This is a genomic window from Billgrantia lactosivorans, from assembly GCF_003254665.1.
GTDB lineage: Bacteria > Pseudomonadota > Gammaproteobacteria > Pseudomonadales > Halomonadaceae > Halomonas > Halomonas lactosivorans.
This window is the reverse complement of the sequence record NZ_QHGY01000014.1, coordinates 1-20,052: the sequence shown is the minus strand read 5'-3', so window position 1 is coordinate 20,052 and position 20,052 is coordinate 1. Positions and strand designations below refer to the sequence as shown.

At 67.9% G+C, this 20,052-nt stretch carries 18 protein-coding genes, 1 other RNA gene and 1 pseudogene; 9 read left to right on the top strand and 11 right to left on the bottom strand.

Translation table 11 applies throughout. The features are described from left to right. Positions 1-137: 137 nt before the first annotated feature. A complete protein-coding gene (dapB, locus tag DIS04_RS18195) occupies positions 138-944 on the bottom strand; it encodes a 4-hydroxy-tetrahydrodipicolinate reductase (protein WP_111415212.1) in 807 nt (268 codons plus the stop codon). A gap of 132 nt (positions 945-1,076) precedes the next feature. On the opposite strand from dapB, the gene DIS04_RS18190 reads away from it, so the two are divergent. Then, positions 1,077-3,053, top strand: a complete 1,977-nt coding sequence (locus DIS04_RS18190; protein WP_111415211.1) for an MBL fold metallo-hydrolase — start codon at positions 1,077-1,079, stop codon at positions 3,051-3,053. Here DIS04_RS18190 and DIS04_RS18185 read toward each other — a convergent pair. The 5 genes from DIS04_RS18185 to grpE form a co-directional block, all read right to left on the bottom strand. Next, positions 3,050-3,964 (bottom strand): DMT family transporter, encoded by a 915-nt coding sequence (locus DIS04_RS18185; RefSeq protein ID WP_245904605.1) that lies wholly within the window; start codon positions 3,962-3,964, stop codon positions 3,050-3,052. The genes DIS04_RS18190 and DIS04_RS18185 overlap by 4 nt on opposite strands. Further along, complete coding sequence (locus DIS04_RS18180) at positions 3,961-4,242, bottom strand: DUF2218 domain-containing protein (protein ID WP_111415209.1); 282 nt, start codon at positions 4,240-4,242, stop codon at positions 3,961-3,963. The genes DIS04_RS18185 and DIS04_RS18180 overlap by 4 nt, the downstream gene beginning before the upstream one ends. Positions 4,243-4,448: 206 nt before the next feature. Beyond that, the gene (gene dnaJ / locus DIS04_RS18175) at positions 4,449-5,600 is read right to left on the bottom strand and encodes a molecular chaperone DnaJ (RefSeq protein WP_111415208.1); all 1,152 of its coding nucleotides are present in this window, start codon (positions 5,598-5,600) and stop codon (positions 4,449-4,451) included. 105 nt (positions 5,601-5,705) lie between these two features. After that, the gene (dnaK, locus tag DIS04_RS18170) at positions 5,706-7,637 is read right to left on the bottom strand and encodes a molecular chaperone DnaK (RefSeq protein ID WP_111415207.1); all 1,932 of its coding nucleotides are present in this window, start codon (positions 7,635-7,637) and stop codon (positions 5,706-5,708) included. Positions 7,638-7,755: 118 nt separating this feature from the next. Next, positions 7,756-8,385 (bottom strand): nucleotide exchange factor GrpE, encoded by a 630-nt coding sequence (gene grpE, locus DIS04_RS18165; RefSeq protein WP_111415206.1) that lies wholly within the window; start codon positions 8,383-8,385, stop codon positions 7,756-7,758. 224 nt (positions 8,386-8,609) lie between these two features. Between grpE and recN the strand changes: the two genes are divergently transcribed. Then, positions 8,610-10,286 (top strand): DNA repair protein RecN, encoded by a 1,677-nt coding sequence (gene recN, locus DIS04_RS18160; protein WP_111415205.1) that lies wholly within the window; start codon positions 8,610-8,612, stop codon positions 10,284-10,286. A gap of 77 nt (positions 10,287-10,363) precedes the next feature. Here the strand turns inward: recN and fur are convergent, their stop codons facing one another. After that, complete coding sequence (fur, locus tag DIS04_RS18155) at positions 10,364-10,810, bottom strand: ferric iron uptake transcriptional regulator (RefSeq protein WP_111415204.1); 447 nt, start codon at positions 10,808-10,810, stop codon at positions 10,364-10,366. Between the two features lie 72 nt (positions 10,811-10,882). Between fur and DIS04_RS18150 the strand changes: the two genes are divergently transcribed. Next, entirely contained in the window at positions 10,883-11,377 is a 495-nt protein-coding gene (locus DIS04_RS18150) for an outer membrane protein assembly factor BamE (RefSeq protein ID WP_111415203.1), read from the top strand. A gap of 15 nt (positions 11,378-11,392) precedes the next feature. Here the strand turns inward: DIS04_RS18150 and DIS04_RS18145 are convergent, their stop codons facing one another. Further along, entirely contained in the window at positions 11,393-11,689 is a 297-nt protein-coding gene (locus DIS04_RS18145) for an RnfH family protein (protein ID WP_111415202.1), read from the bottom strand. 1 nt (position 11,690) lies between these two features. Further along, a complete protein-coding gene (locus DIS04_RS18140; RefSeq protein WP_111415201.1) occupies positions 11,691-12,125 on the bottom strand; it encodes a type II toxin-antitoxin system RatA family toxin in 435 nt (144 codons plus the stop codon). A gap of 126 nt (positions 12,126-12,251) precedes the next feature. Between DIS04_RS18140 and smpB the strand changes: the two genes are divergently transcribed. Next, positions 12,252-12,743 (top strand): SsrA-binding protein SmpB, encoded by a 492-nt coding sequence (gene smpB, locus DIS04_RS18135; RefSeq protein WP_111415200.1) that lies wholly within the window; start codon positions 12,252-12,254, stop codon positions 12,741-12,743. A 122-nt stretch (positions 12,744-12,865) separates the two neighbouring features. Beyond that, positions 12,866-13,245, top strand: a transfer-messenger RNA (tmRNA) gene (gene ssrA / locus DIS04_RS18130). 53 nt (positions 13,246-13,298) lie between these two features. On the opposite strand, the gene DIS04_RS18125 is transcribed toward ssrA, so the two are convergent. Continuing rightward, entirely contained in the window at positions 13,299-14,042 is a 744-nt protein-coding gene (locus tag DIS04_RS18125) for a Crp/Fnr family transcriptional regulator (protein ID WP_245904604.1), read from the bottom strand. A 350-nt stretch (positions 14,043-14,392) separates the two neighbouring features. Here DIS04_RS18125 and DIS04_RS18120 point away from each other — a divergent pair, with 350 nt between their 5' ends. The 3 genes from DIS04_RS18120 to DIS04_RS18110 all read left to right on the top strand — a co-directional run bounded on the left by DIS04_RS18120 (position 14,393) and on the right by DIS04_RS18110 (position 18,188). Continuing rightward, the gene (locus DIS04_RS18120; protein WP_111415198.1) at positions 14,393-15,592 is read left to right on the top strand and encodes a saccharopine dehydrogenase family protein; all 1,200 of its coding nucleotides are present in this window, start codon (positions 14,393-14,395) and stop codon (positions 15,590-15,592) included. After that, on the top strand, positions 15,589-16,740 hold the full coding sequence (nspC, locus tag DIS04_RS18115; protein WP_111415197.1) for a carboxynorspermidine decarboxylase: 1,152 nt from the start codon (positions 15,589-15,591) through the stop codon (positions 16,738-16,740). The genes DIS04_RS18120 and nspC overlap by 4 nt, the downstream gene beginning before the upstream one ends. Positions 16,741-16,883: 143 nt before the next feature. After that, positions 16,884-18,188 carry an aspartate kinase gene (locus tag DIS04_RS18110; protein ID WP_162623117.1) on the top strand — a complete coding sequence of 435 codons (1,305 nt, stop codon included), beginning with the start codon at positions 16,884-16,886 and terminating at the stop codon, positions 18,186-18,188. 109 nt (positions 18,189-18,297) lie between these two features. Here the strand turns inward: DIS04_RS18110 and gap are convergent, their stop codons facing one another. Next, the gene (gap, locus tag DIS04_RS18105) at positions 18,298-19,320 is read right to left on the bottom strand and encodes a type I glyceraldehyde-3-phosphate dehydrogenase (protein WP_111415195.1); all 1,023 of its coding nucleotides are present in this window, start codon (positions 19,318-19,320) and stop codon (positions 18,298-18,300) included. Between the two features lie 388 nt (positions 19,321-19,708). Here gap and DIS04_RS18100 point away from each other — a divergent pair. Continuing rightward, positions 19,709-20,052: pseudogene (locus tag DIS04_RS18100) on the top strand (pyruvate kinase); the annotation flags it as partial.

The window sequence follows — 20,052 nt, the reverse complement described above, 5'->3', positions numbered from 1 at the left end:
GAACCGGTTTCATCCCGCTTGTTGTCTGTTTGCTCGGGGGCTGGCCACGCAACAAGCGCGCAGTTGGACTGCTGTTTTCAGGCGCCCGGCCAAAATTTTGGAGATGTTACAGGATTCTGCCCTTCTCGACCACCCCTTTAGTCCAAGCCCAGCACGTCCTGCATGCCGTAGCGCCCGTTACCCTGCTCGGCCACCCAGCGCGCCGCGCGCACCGCGCCCCTGGCGAAGGTCATGCGGCTCGAGGCCTTGTGAGTGATCTCGATGCGCTCGCCCTCGGTGGCGAACATCACCGTGTGCTCGCCGACGATGTCGCCGGCGCGCACCGTGGCGAAGCCGATCTCCTTGTCGGTGCGTGGCCCGCACTGGCCGACGCGCTCGAACACGCCGTGCTCCTTGAGCGTGCGACCGAGACTCTCGGCCACCACCTCGCCCATCCTGAGCGCGGTGCCGGAGGGCGAGTCGACCTTGTGGCGGTGGTGGGCCTCGATCACCTCGATGTCGTAGCCCTCGTCGCCCAGCGCCCGGGCGGCGGTCTCGAGCAGCTTGAGGGTCAGGTTGACCCCCACGCTCATGTTGGGGGCGAAGACGAAGGGCAGCCGCTCGCGGTAGCCGTCGAGCTCGGCCAGCTCGTCGTCGGCGAGCCCGGTGGTGCCGATCACCATGCGCTTGCCGTGGGCGGCGCAGAAGGCCAGGTTGGCCAGGGTCACCCGCGGCGCGGTGAAGTCGATCAGTACGTCGAAGTCGTCGACGATGGCATCGAGCGAATCCACCGCGGCGACGCCCAGCCTGCCCAGCCCGGCCAGCTCGCCGATATCGGCCCCGGCCAGCGTGCTGCCCGGCTCGACGATGCCGCCGGCCAGGCTGGCCCCGGCATCCTGCTGCACGGCGTTGACCAGGGTGCGGCCCATGCGGCCGGCGACCCCGACGATGGCGATACGGGTCATGCGGACTCCTGCGAAATCTGAAGAGTGGGATCGAGGGGCAGTATATCAGAGCGACGGACCGTCGGGCCGAGCCTTGGGCAGCGGCGCAACAATCACCCACACTGGTCATGACGACGCGATGCAAGGAACGCCATGCCGAGCCCGATGCCGTCCGATTCGACCCATGAAGCCGCCCTGCTCGAGCTGCTGGCGCGTCATTCCCGTGTGCTGCTGACCGGCCCGCCCGGCAGCGGCAAGACCACCCTGGCCCGGTCCGCCGCGGCCGCGCTGGCCCGTCAGGGCCAGGCCTGCCGCTGCCTGGCCGCCGACCCCGGCCTGCCCGGTTTCGGCCCACCCGGTGCCGTGAGCCTGGGGCGCTGGGACTCGACGCTGGAGAAAGGAGGCGACTGGCGGCTGGAGACCATCGCGGCCCTGGCCACCCTCGACAGCGCGCGCTTTCGCCTGCCACTGGCCGAGGCGGTGCGTGGTCTGGCTGAACGCATCGAAGCCGGCCCGCTACTGATCGACGCGCCAGGTGTGGAACGCGGCATCGGCGGCGCCGAGCTGCTCGCAGCACTCATCAGCGCCAGCAGCGCTGGCGCCGTGGTGCGGCTAGCGCCGGAAAACGCGCCCGACCCTTACGCGCAGGAGCGTGCGGCGCTGGGCCTGGAAGTCCTGACATTGACCGCCGCCCCGGAGGCACGCCACCCGGGGCGCCAGCTTCGCACCCAGCGACGTACCGAGGCGTGGGATGCCTATTTGGCCGCGGCCACTGCTCAGGAAATCGATCTTGCCGGCCTGGCCATCGTCGGCACCCCACCTCCGCGCGACGCCCCTCACGCCTGGGATGGGCGCCAGGTCGGCCTGCTCGACGCTACCGGCCGCACCCTGGCTTTGGGGGAATTGCTGGCGCTGGAAGGTGAGCGGCTCAAGCTGCTGGCGCCGCCACCGGGTGACGCCCCTCGCACCCTGGTGCTACGTGACGCCAGGCGCCATGCCGACGGCCATCTCGGCACGGCACGCCCCTATCGCCCGCCCCGGGCCACGGCCCCCGACGACGAGCCGGCGCTCAGCTCGGCGCTCCAGCCGCCGCAGCACGCGCCGCGGCCCACGCTGCGCCTCGACGGCCTGCGTGCCACGCTGGTCAACGGCGTGTTCGGCGACCCGCTGCTGCACCTGCGCCTGCGTCACCGCAAGCGCAGCCTGCTGTTCGACCTGGGCGACCCCGGGCGCCTGTCGGCACGGCTGGCGCATCAGGTCAGCGATGTCTTCATCAGCCATGCCCACTTCGACCACATCGGCGGCTTTCTATGGCTGCTGCGCTCACGCATCGGCGAGTACACGCCGTGCCGGTGCTATGGCCCGCCCGGGCTCGCCGGGCATCTGGACGGGCTGATGCGCGGCATCCTGTGGGATCGCGTCGAGGAGAAGGCGCCGCGCTTCGAGGTCTTCGAGCTGCACGGCGAGCGCCTGGCACATTACCGCCTGGTGGCCGGAGAGCCGATGAAGGCGCTCTCCCCGCGTGAGGTGGACGCCGGTGTGATCCACGCAGAGCCCGGCTTTCGCGTCAGAGCGATCACCCTGGACCACGGCACCCCGGTACTGGCCTTCGCCTATGAACCGGAAACCCAGCTCAAGGTGCGCAAGGAGGGGCTCGAGGCCCACGGCTGGGCGCCGGGACCCTGGCTCGGCGAGCTCAAGCAGCGCAAGCTGGAGCGCGATGACGCGGGCGATATCGCGCTGCCCGATGGCAGCCGGCGCCCGGTCGCCGAGCTGGCGGAGCTGCTGCTGTTCTCGCAGCCGGGCCAGCGCCTGGTCTACGCCACCGACTTCGGCGACACGCCCGAGAACCGCGAGCGCCTGCAGCGACTTGCCCAGGGCGCCGAGGTGCTGTTCTGCGAGGCCTCGTTCCGCGAGGATCAGGCCGAGCAGGCCCGGCGCACCGGCCACCTGACCGCCCGCGCCTGCGGCGAGATCGCCGCCGCGGCGGAGGTCGGCCAGCTGGTGCCGTTCCACTTCTCGCGCCGCCATGCGGAGGACGTCCGCGCCCTCTACGCCGAGATTCGCCGCCACTTCCCGCGGCTGGCCGCCACGCCTGGCAGCGAGCCGGATAGCGAGGCACTGGATTAGCGCGCTTGAGCCCCTTGGCCATCCTGACGCAGCAGCAGCCCGATGGCGGCGAGCACCAGCGCACTGCCCGGCAGCCAGTGCCAGCCGATCTGCTCGGGCGCGGTGGCGAACAGCAGCAGCATCGAGACGAACGGCACCAGGTAGCCGTAGGCGGTGACGGCGCCGGGCGTGAGCACCGCGGTGGCGCGCTGCATCAGCCAGAAGGTCAGCGCGCTGGAGAAGAGGCCGAGATAGACCACCAGGGCCAGGTCCTGCCAGCGCATCGCCATGAGCTGGCCGGCGGGCTCGATGGCGAGGCCCAGCAGGCCGATGGCGAGCCCGCCCAGGCCCAGGCTCCAGAAGGTGCGCACCGCCGCCGACGCCGGCAGCCAGCCGCGGGCCAGCCCCCACTTGCTCAGCACCGGATAGAGCGCCGACGACACGCAGCCGAGGAAGAACACCGCCTCGCCCACGCCCAGTTGCATGGCGTCACCGTGGCTGAGCGCCTCGGCGAAGGCCAGCCCCAGCGCCCCCGTCGCGCCCAGCGCCAGGATGGCCGGGAGCTGCCAGCTCAGTTGCTCGACGCGAAAGCCGAGCCCCAGCAGGTACGCCAGCAGCGGCACGGTGACATAGAGCGTGGCCATGGAGAGCGCGGTGGCGTGGTGGGCGGCCCAGAACATGGCGCCGAAGAAACCGGCCAGGCACAGGCCCATCAGCGCATAGAGCGGCAGCAGACGCCAGGACGGCAGGAAGTCGCGCGAGCGTCGCGCCAGCCACCACAGCCCGGCGCAGGCGATGGCGAAGCGCAGGGCGGTGAGCGAAAGTGGCGGCAGCTCGCTCATCAGCCCCACGGCGGGAAACGACAGCCCCACCAGCAGTGCCCACAGCAGCATGCCCAGATGAGCGAGGCGCGGCGCCGACGGCGCGCTCAATTTTCCCAGACGATGGCCAGCTCCTCGTCGCCCGCCATCCGCTGCAGGTGAGCGTCGATGACACCCTCCAGGCGGTCGAGGCTCTCTTCTTCCAGCGCTTCGACGGCCACCACCAGCTTGCCCGGCTCGACGCGCATCACGCAGGAGCCCTCGTCGAACGCTACGCGGCTCTCCTCCTCTCCCTGCTCCACCTCCAGCTTGTGCGCCCAGTGCTTGCACAGGCGGTTCATCAGCCTCGCCCCGGACTCGGTGGCGATCTCGGCACGCGACATCGGCATAGCAACGATCTCCATTCGTATTGGAAGTCAACAGACTAAGACGCCGGGGCGGTTCGGCGCCAGCCCCGGCACGATGCGCCAAGCGGAACGAGAGGTTCGAGCCGGCGAACCAGTGGATAGCCGCCACAAAGCAAAAGCCCCCGGTGCCAAGGGCACCGGGGGCCAGCGGGCCAGCGGGCCAGCGGGCCAGCGGGCCAGCGCCTGGATTACGGCTTCATGTCCTCGAAGAACTTCTTCACGCCGTCGAAGAAGCTGGTCTTCTTCGGCGAGTGGCTGCGGCTGTTGCTGCCGTCGAGGCTCTCCTGGAGCTGGCGCAGCAGTGCCTTCTGCTCCTCGTTGAGGTTGACGGGGGTCTCCACCACCACCTTGCACAGCAGGTCGCCGGGGGGGCCGCCGCGTACCGGCTTGACGCCCTTGCCGCGCAGGCGGAAGAGCTTGCCGGTCTGGGTCTCGGGCGGGATCTTGAGCTTGACCCGCCCGTCCAGCGTCGGCACCTCAAGCTCGCCGCCCAGCGCGGCGTCGACGAAGTTGATCGGTACCTCGCACTGCAGGTGCTTGCCGTCGCGCTGGAAGATGTGGTGCGGCTTGATCGCCACCTGCACGTAGAGGTCACCCGGCGGGCCGCCGTTGATCCCCGACTCGCCCTCGCCGTTGAGGCGAATGCGATCGCCGCTGTCCACCCCGGCGGGAATCTTCACCGACAGGGTGCGGGTCTCGCGCATGCGCCCTTCGCCATGGCACTTGTGGCACGGCACCTTGATGTGCACGCCGCTGCCATGGCAGGTGGGGCAGGTCTGCTGCACGGCGAAGAAGCCCTGCTGCATGCGCACCTGGCCATGGCCGTTGCAGGTGGGGCAGGTCTCCTTGGAGGAACCCGGCTCCGCACCGCTGCCGTCGCAGCGATTGCACTCCACGTGGCGCGGCACCCGGATGTCCACCGTGGTACCGGCGACGGCGCTCTCGAGATCGAGCTCCAGGTTGTAGCGCAGGTCGCTGCCGCGCTGCGGCGCATGGGGGCTGCGGCGAGCGCCGCCGCCGCCGAAGATGTCGCCGAAGACGTCGCCGAATATGTCGCTGAAGCCACCGGCCCCCGCGCCGCCGAAGCCTCCGCCACCGAAGCCGCCGGCCTGGCCGTCGACGCCGGCGTGGCCGAACTGGTCGTAGGCGGCACGCTTCTCGCTGTCGGCCAGCACCTCGTAGGCCTCCGACACCTCGCGGAATTTCTCGGCGGCGCTGTCATCGCCCGGGTTGCGGTCCGGGTGGTACTTCTGCGCCAGCCGTCGGTAGGCCTTCTTGATGTCCTTGGTGTCGGCGCCGCGTTCGACGCCGAGCACTTCGTAATAATCGCGTTTGGACATGGGTCCGTGCGCCTCCTGGTCTAGGCAGTTCTGCCCGATCCGCGGAAACGGCAACGCGGGAGTCGTCCCCCCGCGCTACCGTCGTCCGTGGCATCGCCTTGGCGATTACTGCTTCTTCTGGTCGTCGTTGACTTCTTCGTACTCAGCGTCGACCACGTCCTCGTCCTGCTTGGCACCGGCTTCGGCACCTTCATCGCCCGCCTGCTGGGCGGCCTCGGCCTGCTCGGCGTACATCTTCTGCGCCAGCTGGCCGGAGGCCTCGGTGAGCGCATCGAGCTTGGTCTGGATGGCGTCCTTGTCGTCGCCCTTGAGCGCCTCCTCCAGCTCGGAGATGGCCGTCTCGATGGCCTGCTTCTCCTCGTCGCTGGCCTTGTCGCCCGCCTCCTCGAGGGTCTTGCGCGAGGCGTGGATCATGCCGTCGGCCTGGTTGCGCAGGGCCACCAGCTCCTCGAACTTCTTGTCCTCGTCGGCATGGGCCTCGGCGTCGCGCACCATCTGCTCGATCTCTTCATCGGTGAGACCGCTGGAGGCCTTGATGACGATCGACTGCTCCTTGCCGGTGGCCTTGTCCTTGGCCGAGACATTGAGGATGCCGTTGGCATCGAGGTCGAACGCCACCTCGATCTGCGGCACGCCGCGCGGCGCCGGCGGGATGTCGGCCAGGTCGAAGCGACCCAGCGACTTGTTCTGCGACGCCTGCTTGCGCTCGCCCTGCAGCACGTGGATGGTCACGGCGGTCTGGTTGTCGTCCGCGGTCGAGAAGGTCTGGGTCTTCTTGGTCGGGATGGTGGTGTTCTTCTCGATCAGCGGGGTCATCACGCCGCCCAGGGTCTCGATCCCCAGGGTCAGCGGGGTGACGTCGAGCAGCAGCACGTCCTTGACGTCGCCGCCCAGCACGCCGCCCTGGATCGCCGCGCCCACGGCCACGGCCTCGTCCGGGTTGACGTCCTTGCGCGCCTCCTTGCCGAAGAAGTCGGCGACCTTCTTCTGCACCAGCGGCATGCGGGTCTGGCCGCCGACCAGGATCACGTCGTCGATCTCCGAGGCGGACAGGCCGGCGTCGGACAGCGCGGTCTTGCACGGCCCCAGCGAGCGCTGCACCAGCTCCTCCACCAGCGACTCCAGCTTGGCCCGGGTCACCTTGACGTTGAGGTGCTTGGGCCCGGTGTTGTCGGCGGTGATGTAGGGCAGGTTGACGTCGGTCTGCTGGGCGCTGGACAGCTCGATCTTGGCCTTCTCGGCGGCTTCCTTGAGGCGCTGCATGGCCAGGTTGTCGCCCGAGAGGTCGATGCCGCTGTCGGCCTTGAACTGATCGACCAGGTAGTTGATCAGCTTCATGTCGAAGTCTTCGCCACCCAGGAAGGTGTCGCCGTTGGTGGCCAGCACCTCGAACTGGGTCTCGCCATCGACGTCGGCCACCTCGATGATCGAGATGTCGAAGGTGCCGCCGCCCAGGTCGTACACGGCGATGGTCTTGTCGCCGCGCGCCTTGTCCATGCCGTAGGCCAGCGCCGCCGCGGTGGGCTCGTTGATGATGCGCTTGACCTCGAGGCCGGCGATGCGCCCGGCGTCCTTGGTGGCCTGGCGCTGGGAGTCGTTGAAGTAGGCCGGCACCGTGATCACCGCCTCGGTGACGGTCTCGCCCAGGTAGTCCTCGGCGGTCTTCTTCATCTTCTTCAGCACTTCGGCGCTGACCTGCGGCGGTGCCAGCTTCTTGCCCTTCACCTCGACCCAGGCGTCGCCGTTGTCGGCCTCGACGATGCCGTAGGGCACCATCTTGATGTCCTTCTGCACCACGTCGTCCTTGAAGCGACGACCGATCAGGCGCTTGATGGCATACAGGGTGTTCTGCGGGTTGGTGACCGCCTGGCGCTTGGCCGCCTGCCCCACCAGAATCTCGCCATCATCGGTGTAGGCGATGATGGAGGGCGTGGTGCGGGCGCCTTCGGCGTTCTCGATCACCTTGGCGCTGTCGCCGTCGAGCACGGCCACACAGGAGTTGGTGGTCCCCAGGTCAATACCGATGATGCGTCCCATAGGAAATCCTCGAAAATCGTTTGCCTTGATTCCATTTCAGCGGCATCTGCCGCGGTTGACGTCTATCTGGGGGGCGCCAACGAGCTTTTCAAGTCCCGCCCCCGTTTTCCTTCGCCCTTCAGCCGGCGGCCTGGCTGACCACCACCATGGCCGGGCGGACGAGGCGGCCGTTGAGCAGGTAGCCCTTCTGCACCACTTCCATCACGCTGTTGGGCTCGAGCTCGGGGTTGGGCACCATGGCCATCGCCTCGTGGTACTGCGGGTCGAACGGCTCGCCGGCCGGCTCGACCGGCTCGACGCCGAACTTGGCGAGCACGTCCTGCTGCATCTTCAGCGTCATGGCGACGCCCTCGCGATGGGCGTCGCTGGCACCCTCGCCCATGGCCTCGAGCGCCTTCTCCAGGCTGTCGACCACCGGCAGCAGCTCCTTGACGAAGCGCTCGAGGGCGAACTTGCGCGCCTTCTCGGCCTCCTGCTCGGCGCGGCGGCGCACGTTCTGCGCCTCGGCGGCGGCGCGCAGCGCCTGATCCTTGGCCTCGGCCAGGCTCTGCTCCAGCTCCTCGACCTGGGCGGCCAGCATGTCGGCCTCGGGGTTGTCGCTTACCGTCGTCGGCTCCTCGGACGCGACGGCCTCGTCGTCCCCGACGCCGGCCGCATCGTCCAGCTCGCCTTCCATCGGCTCCGGCCGGGCCTCCTGCTCGCGCCTTTCCAGCTCGTCGTCAAGCGGGGTCTGGGGTTCTTTAGCCATGCGCATCTCCTGAAGCAACACCGACCCGGCGAGGGTCGGAACGGTTTCGATTCGGTGAAAGCCTTTACGGTCTGCGGCCTATATGGGGGTCGTGCCCGCAATCTCAAGAGAGCCGGTACGCCGATGCGGCAACGGGTGCGTTGAGCGCCCGCCTCGACTACTGTATAAAAACGCAATACCGTGTATGGATATCCAGCCTTGTGAGCCGGCTACCGGGAGGTCCCATGCTGACGCAGCTTGCCATTCGCGACTACGCCATCGTCGATACGCTCGACCTGGAGCTTGCCGGCGGCATGACCGCCATCACCGGCGAGACCGGGGCGGGCAAGTCGATCCTGCTGGGGGCCCTGGGGCTGTGCCTGGGCGAACGCGCCGACGCCGGCAGCGTGCGCCACGGCGGCGAACGCGCCGATATCTCGGCGCGCTTCGACATCGCCGCGCTGCCCGCCGCCCGCCGCTGGCTGGCGGAGCGCGAACTGCCCGACGACGACTGCCTGCTGCGCCGCGTGGTGACCGCCGGGGGCCGCTCCAAGGCGTGGATCAACGGCCAGCCGGCCACAGTGGCCGACCTCAAGGCGCTGGGCGAGCACCTGGTCGAGATCCACGGCCAGCACGCTCACCAGCTGCTGCTGCGCGAGGAGACCCACCTGCGTCTGCTCGACGACTTCGCCGGCAATCGCGCCGCGGTCGGCGAGCTGACCGAGACCTTCCGCCGCTGGCAGGCGGCCCGCCGCCGCCTCAGGCAGCTGACCGAGAGCGGCGACGAGGTGCAGGCACGCCGCCAACTGCTGCGCTACCAGGTCGAGGAACTCGACGCCCTGGCGCTGGGCGAGGAGGAGCTCGCCACCCTGGAGCACGAGCAGGAGCAGCTCGCCCATGCCGAGGAGACGCTGCGCGAGGCGCAGTTCGCCGCCGAGTGCTGCGACGCCGACGAGGGCGGCGTGCTGGCGCTGCTCAATCAGGCGAGCCAGCGCCTCGACCCGCTGCCGGGCAGCGACCGAGGGGCGTTGGCGGAGGTGCTCGCCATGCTCGGCGAGGCGCGCATCCAGGTCGAGGAGGCGGTACGCGAACTCAATCGCTTCGCCGACGCCACCGAGCTCGACCCGGAGCGCCTGGCCTGGGTCGAATCGCGCCTGGGCGAGGTGCACCGCATCGCCCGCAAGCACCACGTGATGCCCGAGGAGCTGCCCGCGCTGCACCGCCGGCTGCACAGCGAACTGCAAGGCCTCGAAGGCGGCGAGCACGACCTCGAGGCGCTGCGCGGCGAGGTCGAGGCTTTGCGCGACAGCTGGCGCGAAGGCGCGCGTGCGGTGGGCGAGGCCCGCCGCCAGGCGGCGGGCCGCTTCGGCAAGGCGGTGCAGGAACAGCTCGCCTTCCTGGCCATGGGCAAGGCGCGCTTCGAGGTGCAAGTGGAGGCCCGGCAGTCGCCGCAGGCGGACGGCATGGAGGCGGTGCGCTTCCTGATCAGCACCAACCCCGGCCAGCCGCCGCGGCCGCTGGCCAAGGTCGCCTCCGGCGGCGAGCTGTCGCGCATCAGCCTGGCGATCCAGGTGGTGGCGGCGCGCCACTCGACCATTCCCAGCCTGGTGTTCGACGAGGTCGACGTGGGCATTTCCGGCGCCACCGCCGAGATCGTCGGCCAGCTGCTGCGCCGGCTCGGCGCCAACGGCCAGGTGATGACCGTGACCCACCTGCCCCAGGTAGCGGCCCAGGCCCATCATCACCTGCATATCGAGAAGCAGGCCAAGCGCGACACCACCCTGACGCGCATGGCGCTGCTCGACGAGGCCGGCCGGGTCAGCGAGCTGGCCCGCATGCTCGGCGGAGTGAGCCTCTCCGACCGCACCCTGGCCCACGCCCGCGAGATGCTCGATGCCAGCCAGCAGGGCGCCTCCCACTAGCGACGGCGGCCCGCCGCGCCCAACGCAAACGGCCCCGATGAGGATCGGGGCCGTGTCGTGTCGTCGAGCGAAGGCGGTTACTTGCGCGGCGCGCCTTCCTGGCGCGTGGCACTGGAGCCCCGCGGGCGCACGTAGAGCACCAGGGCATGGTCGACGAGCTCGAAGCCGTGCTCCTCGGCGATCTCCTTCTGGCGGCGCTCGATGGTCTCGTCGAAGAACTCGATGATCTCGCCGCTGTCGAGACACACCATGTGGTCGTGGTGCTCCTCCTGGGAGATCTCGAACACGGCGTGGCCGCCATCGAAGTTGTGGCGAATCACCAGCCCGGCCGACTCGAACTGGGTCAGCACGCGATAGACGGTGGCCAGGCCGACATCTTCCCCGGCTTCCAGCAGGGTCTTGTAGACATCCTCGGCGCTCAGGTGGTGCTGGCCCGTGGCATTCTCGAGAATCTGCAGGATCTTCACTCGGGGCAAGGTGACCTTGAGGCCCGCCTTGCGCAGTTCATGGTTCTGGTCGGCCATGGTCGCTCTTCGCAGTATCAGGTAGGGTCGGGTATGATCGACCGAATCCACGATAGTGAAGAACGGACACAAATGCAAAAGCTGATCAAAACCATCCCTCTCGTCATCGCCCTGACCGTGGTCAGCGGCTGCGTCTACAAGCGCGACCTCCCCCAGGGCAACTACATCACCGAGGGCATGGTCCAGCAGCTCCAGCCCGGCCTGACCCGCACGCAGGTCGTCGGCCTGCTGGGCAGGCCGCTGCTGGAAGCGCCCTTCGATGCCAACCAGTGGGACTACGTCTTCCGCCTCGACGAGGCCTACGGCGGCGTGCAGCAGCGCCGACTGACGCTGACCTTCGACGGCGAGCGCCTGGCCAACGTCCAGCAGGAGGGCGACTTCTCCGAGGACATCGAGCTGCGTGCGCAGGACGACATCGGCCCGGCGGCGGAGAGCGCCGACCCCGCCGGCATGATGCCCCAGGGCCAGCCCGAAGCCACCCCGGAACGCACGCCCGAACGCGCCCCGGACGCGGGCGGCACCGTGCCGCAGGGCGGCGAGCCGGCTTCCAGCTCCCCCGCGCTCTAGCCCAGGCGTCTCTCGCTAGCGCCCGGCACGCGCCGCGCGCCGAGCGCGCGCCTGCTTGGGGTCGATCTCGAGCGGACGGTAGACCTCGACCCGGTCGCCGGCGCGCAGGCGGTGGTCGTCGGGGTCGCGCAGCCGCTTGCCGAAGATGCCCAGGTCCGCCTCGGCGAAGAACGCGGCCGGCACCTCGGGGAAGCGCCTCTCGAGCTCGGCCAGGGCGACGGCCTGGCGCGCCGTGGTGCCCGGCGCCACCTCCAGCGCGACTACCTGCTGCCGGTCGGGCAGGGCGAAGGCGACTTCCACCGCGAGACCCACGTCAGCGCCCGTACAGTTCGTCGGCGCGACGGGTGAAGGCGTCGACGAGCTGGCCGGCCACCTGCTGGAAGAGCTTGCCGAAGGCCATGCCCAGCAGGCGGTTAGCGAACTCGAACTCCAGCTCCAGGCACACCTTGCAGGCGCCCTCGCCCATCGGCAGGAACAGCCAGCGCCCGCGCAGGCGCTTGAAGGGCCCACTGACCAGCGACATCTCGATGCGCTCCGGCTCGATCAGGTCGTTGCGCGTGGTGAAGCTCTGCTCCAGGCCCGCCCGCCCCAGGGTCATCTCACCGATCAGGTGCGACTCGTCGCGCTCGAGCAGCCGTGCCCGCCGACAGCCCGGCAGGAACTCGGGATAGCGCTCGAAGTCGTTGACCAGTTCGAACATGTCCTGAGGGGTGTGCCGCACCAGGGCGGACCGATTGACCATTGGCATTGAGCTCTCCGCTGACTTCACAGTGCCCAGGGCGTATCATGAGCGGTTATTTCACGCCTTGAATGGTACCACGCTTCCCCCCACATCGAAGGCAGCGTGCCACGGCAGAACATGACATGAGGTTCCATGGCCAACAAGAAAGGCAAGGGCAAGGGTCCCGGCAGCAGCGTCATCGCCCAGAACAAGAAGGCTCGCTTCGAGTACCACATCGACGAGACCTTCGAGGCCGGCCTGGTGCTGGCCGGCTGGGAGGTGAAGAGCCTGCGTGCCGGCAAGGCCCAGCTCACCGATACCTATATCCTGGTGAAGGACGGCGAGGCCTGGCTGCTGGGCAGCCACATCACGCCGCTCAACACCGCCAGTACCCACGAGATCGCCGATCCCTCGCGCACGCGCAAGCTGCTGCTGCACAAGAAGGAGATCGCCAGGATCTTCTCGCGCTCGCAGGAGAAGGGGCATACCTGCGTGCCGCTCAAGCTGTACTGGAAGGGCAACCGGGTGAAGTGCGAACTGGCCCTGGTGACGGGCAAGAAGCTGCACGACAAGCGCGCCACCGAGAAGGACCGCGACTGGCAGCGCCAGAAGGGTCGCATCATGCGGGAACATACCAAGGCATGAGGTGTCGGAGTGGGAGACACGGAGGGTGGCTCCCGGGAATCGGCAAATATCGGGGAAAGGCAGGAACCACTCCACCCAACAGGTGTCATAGCGTTGCCCATGCGGTAAGATGGGCCTGCTACGGGGGCGACATGGCTTCGACGCCGGTGACAACCTCCTAGGTGCATGCCGAGAGCGTGATGTATCTCGTAAATCCAACATCACGACTAAATAGTCGCAAACGACGACACCTACGCTCAGGGCGCGCTGGCAGCTTAATAGCTGTTAGCTTCTAGTCCGGCCCCAAAGCGATGTGCCCATTCATCGCGGAGGGGATATGAGCCAAGACTGATGGGATCGCGGTTGGTGGTGTCCTCTCGCCAATCGCTAAACCTTAGAGGAATCGCGTTGCTGGATCCTGCCCGTCGGAGCCAGCAGCGTTAAACGAAAAGACGGACCTAAGCATGTAGAGCCGAAGAGCGAGTACCGGCGGACGCGGGTTCGATCCCCGCCGCCTCCACCAATTCAGCAACGAAAAAAGCACCCTCGGGTGCTTTTTTCGTTTCCGAGGCCCTCCTAGGTGAAACTCTGGAACACCGCCGGCAGGGCCTCGTCGATGTAGGTGTCGTTGAACTCGACCAGCCGCGCCAGCGCCTCGGGGTCGGGCAGCGTCACGTGCTGGCGGTCGCGCACGACCAGGCCCTCGTCGCGCAGCATCGAGAAGGTGCGGCTCACGTGCACCGCGCTCAGCCCCAGCGCATCGCCGACCTGCTCCTGGGACAGCGGCATGAAGAAGCCGTTGTCCTCCACCGCGCCGATCCGCTTGAGGCGCAGGTAGAGCTCGTAGAGGAAGTGCGCCAGACGCTCGTGGGCGGCGTAGCGGCCCAGGTAGACCAGGCGCTCGGTGAGTATCGCCTGCTGGCGCACCGTCATGGCGATGAGGCCGACAGCCAGGGCCGGGGAACAGCCGAAAATCTCGAACAGCTGCTGGTGGGTGAAGGGGCAGATCACGCCCTCGTTGATCATCGCCACCCCCGCCAGGCGCCGGGCGAAACCGAAGTCCCGCATGCCGATGATATCGCCCGGCAGGTAGACCTTGAGGATCTGCATCGAGCCGTTGCCCAGGTTGCGGTAGGAGTAGGCCCACCCCTCCTTGATCACGCAGAACAGGTCCACGTCGGCACTCTCCTGCCACAGAACCTCCCCGGCCGACACGCGCCTTGGATTGAGCTCGAGGCCCAGCAACAGGGTCTTGTCCTCCTCCGTCAGCGCTCCGTGACGGCCAAGTCCCTGCATCACAACACTGTCGAGTAGGGTCACGCTCTGCCTCTCCGGCTTGTTAGGTCGAAGCATACTAAAACACAAGCTTATATAGAGATTCATAACGCAGGTTATCGACGCTCGATAATGGCCGGACGATCGTCGGCACACCTCCACCGTGGCGGCCTCCGGCCACCGCCCGCCCGAGAGGCCACGACCCTTCCCCCACCCCTGCTTTGGTCTAATGCGGCAGGACAAAATCACTTGCTCCCGGCTGCGCTGGGGGCCATCATCAGCGCGCAAGCGATGCAAGACCGGGTTGGCATCGGGCACGGGCATGACGAGATGGCCGAAAATCCGATAAGACCCTACCCTTTCATAGACATTCCCGATCTGGATTCGAGAGGCCCATGAGCAAAGTCCTGATTATCGGCGCCGGTGGCGTCGGAGGCGTCGTCACCCACAAGTGTGCACAGCATCCCGAAGTCTTCAGCGAGATCTGCCTGGCCAGCCGCAACGAAGAGAAGTGCAAGGCCATCGCGGCCCAGCTGAAACGTCCCATACAGACGGCACAGGTGGACGCCGACAGCGTCGACGACCTCGTGCAACTGATCGAGTCGTTCAAGCCGGCCGTGCTGATCCACGTGGCGTTGCCCTATCAGGACCTGACCATCATGGAGGCATGCCTGAGAACCGGGGTGCCCTATCTCGACACGGCCAACTACGAGCACCCGGACGAGGCCAAGTTCGAGTACAAGGAGCAGTGGGCCTTCCACGACCGCTACGTCGAGGCGGGCAACATGGCCACCCTGGGCTGCGGCTTCGACCCGGGCATGACCAACATCTACTGCGCCTACGCCCAGAAGAACCTGTTCGACGAGATTCACCGCATCGACATCCTCGACGCCAACGGCGGCGACCATGGTTACCCCTTCGCCACCAACTTCAACCCGGAGATCAACATTCGCGAGATCACCGCGAACGGCCGCTACTGGGAGAAGGGCGAGTGGAAGGAGACCCCGCCGCTGGCCGAGAAGCGCAAGTTCGACTTCGACGGCATCGGCGAGAAGGACATCTACCTGCTCTATCACGAGGAGCTCGAGTCGCTCAGCAAGAACATCAAGGGACTGGAGCGCATCCGCTTCTGGATGACCTTCTCCGAGAAGTACATCACCCACCTCAAGGTGCTCGAGAACGTCGGCATGACCAGCATCGAGCCCATCGAGGTGAACGGTTGCGAGATCGCCCCGCTGCAGTTCCTCAAGGCGGTGCTGCCCGACCCGGCCTCGCTCGGCCCGCGCACCAAGGGCAAGACCAACATCGGCATCATTGCCGACGGCATCAAGGACGGCAAGCGGCGCAAGGTGTACATCTACAACATCTGCGACCACGAGGCCTGCTACCGCGAGGTGCAGTCCCAGGCGATCTCCTACACCACCGGCGTGCCGGCGGTGACCGGCGCCATGCTGATGCTGGAAGGCATCTGGAAGGGCGCGGGCGTGTTCAACGTCGAGCAGCTCGACCCCGATCCCTTCATGGCGCGCATCGGCGACATGGGCCTGCCGTGGCAGGTGGTGGAACTCGACCCGGACCACGATCCGCTGGCATGAGCTACCCCGACTTCGACATCCACGCCTGTCCGTCGCCGGCCTACGTGGTCGACGATGCCCTGCTGCGCAAGAACCTGGAGCTGCTCGGGCAGGTCCAGGAGGCAAGCGGGGCACGGATCCTGCTGGCGCTGAAGGGCTTCGCCATGTGGGACACCTTCCCGCTGGTGAGCCAGTACCTGGTCGGCACCACCGCCAGCGGACAGGACGAAGCGCGCCTGGGCGCGGAGACCTTTGGCGGCGAGGTGCACGTCTATTCGCCGGCCTTCACCGAGGAGGAGATGGGCGTGGTACTGCGCTATGCCGACCACGTCAGCTTCAACTCCCCGGGGCAGTGGCAGCGCTTCCGCGCCACCGTCGCGGCGGCGCCGCGCCAGGTCTCGTGCGGGCTGCGGGTCAACCCCGAGTACTCCGAGGGCAAGGTGGCGATCTACGATCCCTGCGCGCCCGGCTCGCGGCTGGGCACGCGGGCGGTGGACTTCGAGGGGGCCGATCTCGCCGGGCTCGAGGGGCTGCACTTCCACACCCTGTGCGAGCAGAACAGCGACGCCCTGGAGCGCACCCTGGAGGCCTTCGAGGCCAGGTTCGGCCAGTACCTCGCCGACAAGCGGTGGGTCAACTTCGGCGGTGGACACCACATCACCCGCCCCGACTACGACATCGAGCGGCTGGTGCGGGTGATCCGCGGTTTCCGCGAGCGCCACCCGCATCTCACCGTCTACCTCGAGCCGGGCGAGGCGATCGCGCTGAACACCGGCTACCTGGTCTGCACGGTGCTGGATGTCGTCGAGAACGACGGCCCCAACGCCATCCTCGACACCTCGGCCACCGCGCACATGCCCGACGTGCTGGAGATGCCCTACCGGCCGCAGATCATCGGTGCCGGCGAGCCGGACGAGAAGGCCCACACCTACCGCCTCGGGGGCACGACCTGCCTGGCCGGCGACGTGATCGGTCGCTACTCGTTCGACCAGCCGCTCGCCATCGGCGACCGCCTGGTGTTCACCGACATGGCCCACTACACCATGGTCAAGACCACCACCTTCAACGGCATTCGCCTGCCGTCGATCTGCCGGGTCGACGAGGTCAGCCGCGAGGTGCGCACGGTGAAGCGCTTCGGCTATGAGGCCTACAAGGAGCGCCTCAGCTAGGCGCGTCGGCACGAGAAAGCCCCCGCGGGGGCTTTTTTCGTATCTGCACCGCCACTTGCACGGCATGCCGGCCTCCCCTTTCCCCGGCCGGCGTTATGTCCCATGGTGTAGGGCACGACGTCACCAGACAGGGAGAGCCCGACATGACGACCGTGTTCAAGTTCGGCGGCGCCTCGATCAAGGATGCCGATGCCATTCGCCACCTGACCCCGCTGATCGAGGCCCACCGGGAGCGCCCGCTGGTCGTGGTGGTCTCGGCCATGGGCAAGACCACCAACAAGCTCGAGGCGCTGCTCGCCGCCGCCCGCGACGAGGGCCGCAGAGACGACTACCGCGAGTGCCTCGAGGCGCTGCAGACCGGGCATCGCCAGGCGATCGAATCCCTGTTCGGCGATTCACCGGACTCCCCCGCCGAGCGGATAGACGCCCTGTTCGACGAGCTCGACGCCAAGCACCGCGAGCACCGCCGCGATGCCTACGCCAGGCACTACGACGAGACCGTCTGCTACGGCGAACTGATCTCCACCACCCTCGTCGCGGCCTGGCTCGACCACTGCGGCATCGCCACCGACTGGCAAGACGCCCGCCAGCTGGTGCGCACCGATGCCTGCCATCAGGCCGCGAACGTCGACTGGCCGGCCACCGCCGCGGCCGTTCGCGAGCGCCTGGCGGGCAGCGACCGGGTGATCCTGACCCAGGGCTTCATCGGTGGCACGGCGGAGGGCGATTCGACCACGCTGGGCCGCGAGGGCTCCGATTTCAGCGCGGCGATCTTCGCCCACTGCCTCGAGGCCCGCGAGGTGGTGATCTGGAAGGACGTGCCGGGGCTGTTCAACGCCGACCCGCGGCGCTTCGACAACGCCGTGCAGCTCGAGCGGATCTCCTACGCCGAGGCCACCGAACTGGCCTGGCACGGCGCCAAGGTGATCCACCCCAAGACGCTGGGGCCGCTTCAGGAAAAATCGATCCCGCTGATGGTGCGCTCCTTCGAGACGCCCGACGCCGCCCCCAGCGTGATCGACGCCGAACGCCGCTTCGATGCCGACGTCCCCTGCTGCATCCTGCGCGAGAACCAGGTCTGGGTGGAGGTGCGCCCGCGCGACTTCTCGTTCATGGACGAACCGCGCCAGCACGACATCCTGGGCCGCCTGGTGGAGGCCGGCCTGCACGCCAACCTGGTCGACAGCAGCGCCATGCGCTTCGCCCTCTGTCTGGACGACAGGCCCGAGCGGCTCGAGGGTCTGATCGGCGCGCTCGAGGCCGACTACGACGTCAATCGCGAGGAGGCGCTGACGCTGCTGACCGTGCGCCATCCCCAGCGGGGAATGCTGGATATCCTCAGCGAGGGTCGCGAGGCACTGGCCGAGCGGCGCAACGCCACCACCGCCCAGCGTCTGTTCCGCAGCCGCGACTGCCCCGCCACCTGGCACATACCGGAAGAGCGCTAGAAGGGAAAGCGCCGCGCCTGCTCATGGGCAGGCGCGACCTGTTCGGCTCGGGCGGTTTCCCGCCCCGGCGTTCCGATTCAGCCTTCTGGCCGATCGGCCAATCCAGGCCTCAGGCCGCCTCGCGCTTGGCGTCGCTCGCGGCCTGCATGGCCAGGGCGGTGTCGAGCATGCGGTTGGAGAAGCCCCACTCGTTGTCGTACCACGCCATCACCTTGACCAGGCGGCCGTTCACACGGGTGTGGTTGGCATCGAAGGTGGAGGAGTGGGCGTCGTGGTTGAAGTCGATCGATACCAGCGGCTGGGCGTTGACCGCGAGGACCGGCGAGGCCTCGGCGGCCTTGGCGATGATGGCGTTGATCTCCTCCTTGGTGGTCTCGCGGCTGGCGGTGAAGACCAGATCGACCAGCGAGACGTTGATCACCGGCACGCGCACCGCCAGGCCGTCGAACTTGCCGGCCAACTCCGGCAGCACCAGGCCCACCGCGGCGGCGGCGCCGGTCTTGGTCGGGATCATCGAGTGGGTGGCACTGCGCGCCCGGTAGGGGTCGCTGTGGTAGACGTCGGAGAGGTTCTGGTCGTTGGTGTAGGCGTGCACCGTGGTCATCAGGCCGTTTTCGATGCCCACCGTCTCGCTGAGCGCCTTGGCCACCGGTGCCAGGCAGTTGGTGGTGCAGGAGGCGTTGGAGACCACCTTGTGCTCGGGGCCCAGCACGTCTTCGTTGACGCCGTAGACCACGGTGGCGTCGGCGTCGGGGCTCGGCGCGGAGATCAATACGCGCTTGGCGCCGGCCTCGAGGTGCTTGGCGGCGGCCTCGCGCTTGGTGAACAGGCCGGTGCACTCCATCACCAGGTCGACGCCCAGCGTCTGCCACGGCAGCGCGGCCGGATCGCGCTGGGAGAGGATGGCGATGCGGTCGCCGTCCACGCTGAGGCTCTCCTCGTCGTGTGTCACCTTGAACGGGAAGTGACCGTGCACGGTGTCGTGGCGCAGCAGGTGAGCGTTGAGGGCGGGGTCGCCCAGGTCATTGATGGCCACCACCTTCACCCGGTTGCGGTAGCCGTTCTCGTACAGAGCGCGCAGCACGTTGCGACCGATGCGACCGAAGCCGTTGATGGCGATCTTGAGCGTCATGTCCTCTCTCCTCCAGAGCGTCTCTGTAGCTTTCAGGTAGGGATAGAGCCGGTGGGCAGAGTTCGGGCATCGGCGATGCCGGCTGGGCAGCCTGCGGCTCCTGTCAGTCTGTCTCCTAAATGTGACGCAAACCGATCAGGGACTCAAGATTTTTTTAGTAACTTTACAACATAAGCGGTTTGATGAATCGATCCACCTGGATTCACCCGCGCGCCTCGAGACCCTTCGCAACCTAGCGAAATCGCCAGCCCATGCAGGGCGAAGAGGGGGCAGCTCGCGCCAGGACACGATGTAGTAAACTTACCGCGAAACGGCTATTGTTGTAGTCTGACAACCTTTCCTTCCCTTCAGGAGGCGCCTCGACATGCCGAAGCCACCGCCGCACATNCGCCAGATCGCCGACCGCCTGGGCAAGAGCGTCGCCGCGCTGGGCGACCTGCAGGGGCCCAAGATCCGCATCGCGCGCTTCCGCGACGGCGCGGTCACGCTCGAGGAGGGCCAGCCCTTCGTGCTCGACATGGGCATGGACACCGAAGCCGGCGACGCCGGCCGCGTCGGCTGCGAGTACGCCCAGCTGGCCGACGACGTCAGCGCCGGCGACCGCCTGTTGCTCGACGACGGCCGCCTGGTGCTCGTGGTCGAGCGCGTCGCGGGCGAACAGGTCCACACCACCGTGGTCACCGGCGGCAGGCTCTCCAACAACAAGGGCATCAACAAGCAGGGCGGCGGGCT

What these genes read in the sequence shown, in the direction of transcription:
- DIS04_RS18110 (WP_162623117.1), top strand. Translation starts at nt 16,884, where the DNA reads ATGACGACCGTGTTCAAGTTCGGCGGCGCCTCGATCAAGGATGCCGAT.
- DIS04_RS18150 (WP_111415203.1), top strand. Translation starts at nt 10,883, where the DNA reads ATGCAAAAGCTGATCAAAACCATCCCTCTCGTCATCGCCCTGACCGTG.
- gap (WP_111415195.1), bottom strand. Translation starts at nt 19,320, where the DNA reads ATGACGCTCAAGATCGCCATCAACGGCTTCGGTCGCATCGGTCGCAAC.
- dnaJ (WP_111415208.1), bottom strand. Translation starts at nt 5,600, where the DNA reads ATGTCCAAACGCGATTATTACGAAGTGCTCGGCGTCGAACGCGGCGCC.
- nspC (WP_111415197.1), top strand. Translation starts at nt 15,589, where the DNA reads ATGAGCTACCCCGACTTCGACATCCACGCCTGTCCGTCGCCGGCCTAC.
- DIS04_RS18120 (WP_111415198.1), top strand. Translation starts at nt 14,393, where the DNA reads ATGAGCAAAGTCCTGATTATCGGCGCCGGTGGCGTCGGAGGCGTCGTC.
- dnaK (WP_111415207.1), bottom strand. Translation starts at nt 7,637, where the DNA reads ATGGGACGCATCATCGGTATTGACCTGGGGACCACCAACTCCTGTGTG.
- smpB (WP_111415200.1), top strand. Translation starts at nt 12,252, where the DNA reads ATGGCCAACAAGAAAGGCAAGGGCAAGGGTCCCGGCAGCAGCGTCATC.
- DIS04_RS18180 (WP_111415209.1), bottom strand. Translation starts at nt 4,242, where the DNA reads ATGCCGATGTCGCGTGCCGAGATCGCCACCGAGTCCGGGGCGAGGCTG.
- DIS04_RS18140 (WP_111415201.1), bottom strand. Translation starts at nt 12,125, where the DNA reads ATGCCAATGGTCAATCGGTCCGCCCTGGTGCGGCACACCCCTCAGGAC.
- grpE (WP_111415206.1), bottom strand. Translation starts at nt 8,385, where the DNA reads ATGGCTAAAGAACCCCAGACCCCGCTTGACGACGAGCTGGAAAGGCGC.
- dapB (WP_111415212.1), bottom strand. Translation starts at nt 944, where the DNA reads ATGACCCGTATCGCCATCGTCGGGGTCGCCGGCCGCATGGGCCGCACC.
- recN (WP_111415205.1), top strand. Translation starts at nt 8,610, where the DNA reads ATGCTGACGCAGCTTGCCATTCGCGACTACGCCATCGTCGATACGCTC.
- DIS04_RS18190 (WP_111415211.1), top strand. Translation starts at nt 1,077, where the DNA reads ATGCCGAGCCCGATGCCGTCCGATTCGACCCATGAAGCCGCCCTGCTC.
- fur (WP_111415204.1), bottom strand. Translation starts at nt 10,810, where the DNA reads ATGGCCGACCAGAACCATGAACTGCGCAAGGCGGGCCTCAAGGTCACC.